Genomic DNA, 3,628 nt, shown 5'->3' on the forward strand with positions numbered 1-3,628 from the left:
GGAGACGGCCTCCTTGGGGTCGGTGACCAACCGAAAGGAACTGTCTTGGCAGTCAAGAAGATCGAAACCTGGCTCACCGACATGGACGGCGTGCTGGTGCACGAGAACACGGCCCTGCCCGGCGCTGCCGAATTCATCGACACCCTCAAGCGCAATAACCGCCAGTATCTGGTGCTGACCAACAATCCCATCTACACCCCTCGCGACCTTTCGGCCCGCCTTGGTCGTTCGGGTATCGATGTGCCTGAAGACCGGATCTGGACCTCAGCCTTGGCTACAGCCGACTTCGTGTCTCGGACTATGCCGCGGGGGTCGGCCTATGTGATTGGTGAGGCCGGGCTGACCACAGCCTTGCACGAGGCCGGGTTCATTCTTTCCGATATCAACCCGGACTATGTGATTCTGGGCGAGACCCGAACCTACTCCTTTGAGTCCATCACCACAGCTATCCGCTTGATTCTGGGCGGGGCCCGTTTCATCTGCACCAACCCGGACGCCACAGGCCCCAGCGAGAACGGCGTCCTGCCTGCGGCGGGAGCCGTCGCAGCTCTGGTGACCAAGGCCACCAACCGGGAGCCCTATTTTGTGGGCAAGCCCAATCCCATTATGTTCCGTACGGCTCTGAACAGGGTGGGCGGCCACTCCGAGACCACGGCCATGATTGGCGACCGAATGGATACTGATGTGGTGGCCGGAGTTGAGGCTGGCCTGAACACCTTCCTGGTGCTGACCGGCATCACTACACGATCCGAGGTGGAAACCTTCCCCTACCGCCCTGACCAGGTGGTGGACTCCATTCAGGATCTGATCGACATCGCCGAGAGCGGGGTGGTGGAGTTTTGAGCGGCGGGCAGACGCTGACCGCTGGCATCATTCTGGCTGCAGGCGAGGGCACTCGCATGCGCTCGGCCCATCCCAAGGTTCTGCACACCCTGGCCGGCAAGACTTTCTTGCAACGGGTCATGACTTCGGTGACTGCTCTGAATCCCGAGATGACGGCTGTGGTAGTTCATCATCAGGCCGACCTGGTGGCGCAGGCTGCACGCTCTTACGATTCGCAGGTGCGCATCGTGCGTCAGGACAGCCGACCGGGTACGGGACGCGCGGTCCAGTGCGCCGTGGATCAGCTGGATGGGGAACTTCGACACGACGGTCAGGTGCTGATCGTCGCCTCCGACATGCCCCTGTTGGACGCAGACACGTTGCATAGCCTGCTCGACTATCATGTCAGCTCCGGCGACGGCGCCACCGTGCTGACAGTAAATCTGGACGATCCCACCGGATACGGTCGCATCATTCGTGACCAGGATGGACGGGTTCTGCGCATCGTCGAACAGCGGGATGCCACCGGCACCGAGCTGGCCGTCAAGGAAGTCAACACCTCTGTTTACGTCTTCGAGGCTGACCTGCTCCGACAGGCGGTCCGCGGCCTGGATGACAGCAACGCCCAGGGGGAGTTCTATCTGACCGATGCCTTGGAGACTGCTCGTCGCCTGGGCAGGGTCGGGGCCTTCGCCGCTCCTGATCCGCTCAAGGTTGAAGGGGTCAACGACAGGATTCAGTTGGCCGATCTGGCTAAGGCCCATAACCTGCGGGTCTGCCAGGAGTTCATGCGCCAGGGGGTGACCATCCTGGACCCATCCACCACCTGGATTGAGGACGACGTGGTCATCCAGCAGGATGCCGTCATTCTTCCCGGCTGTTTCCTGCAGGGTCATACCGAGATCGCCTCGGATGCCGTCATCGGCCCATATACCACCCTGATTGATGCGATTGTGGAGCCGCAGGCCAAGGTTGAGCGCTCCCGCGTGCAGGAGACCCGGATTGGAGCCCGGGCCAACATCGGCCCCTGGACCTATCTGAGGGCCGGCAACGTCCTTGCCGAGGACACCAAGGCCGGGGCCTTCGTCGAGATGAAGAAGGCCACCATCGACCACGGGACCAAGGTTCCCCACCTTTCCTATGTGGGGGATGCGCACATAGGCCACGACAGCAACGTGGGTGGCGGATCCATCACGGCCAACTACGATGGCGTGCATAAGAACCGCACCGAGATTGGGTCGGAAGTGCACGTGGGCGCAGGGAATCTCTTCGTAGCTCCGGTCCAGGTGGGCGACGGAGTCACGACCGGAGCCGGATCGGTCATCCGCCATCCGGTGGAAGACGGGGCCATGGTTTATTCCACCAATGACCAGCATCAGGTTCCGGACTGGAAGCCCGCCTGGGAACGGTAACCATGACAGCATCTGCTTCACAACGAGGAAAGGCGTGACAAGTGCCAGCATTGCAGGAATCCATCGACGCGGTCCGGGTGGCCGCTCGGGCTGCCAACGATGTCAAGGCCATGGACATCGTGGCCTTCGACGTCTCCCAGCCCATTGCCATCACTGACATCTTCATGGTGGCCACCGGTAGCAACGAACGTCAGGTTCTGGCCATCGCCGAGGAGGTGGAGAAGCAGCTCCATCTGCAAAAGAATCTGGACCCGCGTTCTCGGGAAGGCGTGCAGGAGGCTCAGTGGGTTCTGCTGGACTACGGTGACTTCGTCATCCACATCATGCACAAGCAGGCCCGGGCCTACTACGACCTGGAACGGCTCTGGAAGGACTGCCCCCAGGTGGACCTGCAGCTGGAGCATCCCTTCACCCTTGCCGATGATGATCCGGACGGCCAGCTGGCCTCCAAGGCGGATAATCTGAATGAGGATGATCTACGCAGCCGTTTCGCTGATCCTCAGGAAAGCCATGACTGACACAGATACCACCGCCGAAGATAGCCGGCATGTGCGCTCCATGACAGTGGTCCGCCATGGGCAGACCTCATACAATGCAGGGCACAGGATGCAGGGCCAGATTGACATTCCTCTCAACAGCGTAGGCCGCTGGCAGGTGGAGAGGACCGGCGAGGAGCTGCGGGCTGAATATGTGGACGGCGCACCCCAAGACCGTCACCTGCTGGTGGTCTCCTCTGATCTGGGCCGGGCTGCTGCCACTGCTCATGCCTTCGCCGATCCATTGGATCAGCCGGTCCATCTTGATCGCGGGCTGCGTGAACGCAGCTTCGGTGAGTGGGAGGGAGCCAGTGCTGAGGAGGTTCGTCAACGCTGGCCCGAGGATTACGAATCCTGGTCCCGGGGCGCCGGGGGAGAGCTGCTCCACGGTGCCGAGACCAAGGCCCAGGTGGGCAAACGAGGCCTGGAAACCCTGAACCGATGGATTCACCGGGCTGGTCCGGACACGGATCTCATGGTCTTCTCCCATGGGTCCTTTATTGCCGAGACCCTTCAGGCCCTGCTGGGCATGGCCAATGCGTATCCCGAATACCTGGGCCTGGTCACCATGCGGAACGCCCACTGGGCGCGATTGATGCCGCGAGACCTGCCAGACGGTGGCCTGCGATGGTCCATGATTGATTACAATCGTGGTCCAGCCATCGCTATGCGGGGTGACTGGGACAATCCCCGGGGGCTGGTCCAGACCGACTGAGGTTCTTGGGCGGTCGGCCGACCATTACACTATCGCCATGACCACCAGCTACCATAAGAGCGCAGCAACCAGCCGTTGGATCAAAAGGGGTCGGAGTGAAGCAGTTCTTTCATGACATTTCCTGGGCGCAGATCATCGCCGGC

Annotated in this window: 4 protein-coding genes; all 4 read left to right on the forward strand. The window is 61.5% G+C overall.

From position 1 onward, the window contains the following. Window positions 1-45 precede the first annotated feature (45 nt). From AC0AP0_RS10290 to AC0AP0_RS10305, 4 genes are read left to right on the forward strand one after another with little or no spacing between them, the layout of a single operon-like run. Window positions 46-843, forward strand: coding sequence for an HAD-IIA family hydrolase (locus AC0AP0_RS10290; RefSeq protein ID WP_015021717.1), 798 nt, complete (start codon window positions 46-48; stop codon window positions 841-843). A gap of 14 nt (window positions 844-857) precedes the next feature. After that, window positions 858-2,234 carry a bifunctional UDP-N-acetylglucosamine diphosphorylase/glucosamine-1-phosphate N-acetyltransferase GlmU gene (glmU, locus tag AC0AP0_RS10295; RefSeq protein WP_490430392.1) on the forward strand — a complete coding sequence of 459 codons (1,377 nt, stop codon included), beginning with the start codon at window positions 858-860 and terminating at the stop codon, window positions 2,232-2,234. 41 nt (window positions 2,235-2,275) lie between these two features. Next, a complete protein-coding gene (rsfS, locus tag AC0AP0_RS10300; RefSeq protein ID WP_490430391.1) occupies window positions 2,276-2,752 on the forward strand; it encodes a ribosome silencing factor in 477 nt (158 codons plus the stop codon). Then, complete coding sequence (locus AC0AP0_RS10305; protein ID WP_198207012.1) at window positions 2,745-3,485, forward strand: histidine phosphatase family protein; 741 nt, start codon at window positions 2,745-2,747, stop codon at window positions 3,483-3,485. Before rsfS ends, AC0AP0_RS10305 begins: the two co-directional genes overlap by 8 nt. Window positions 3,486-3,628: the final 143 nt, after the last annotated feature.

The sequence above is a fragment of the Bifidobacterium sp. POST2/T3 (B1) genome (assembly GCF_058197115.1).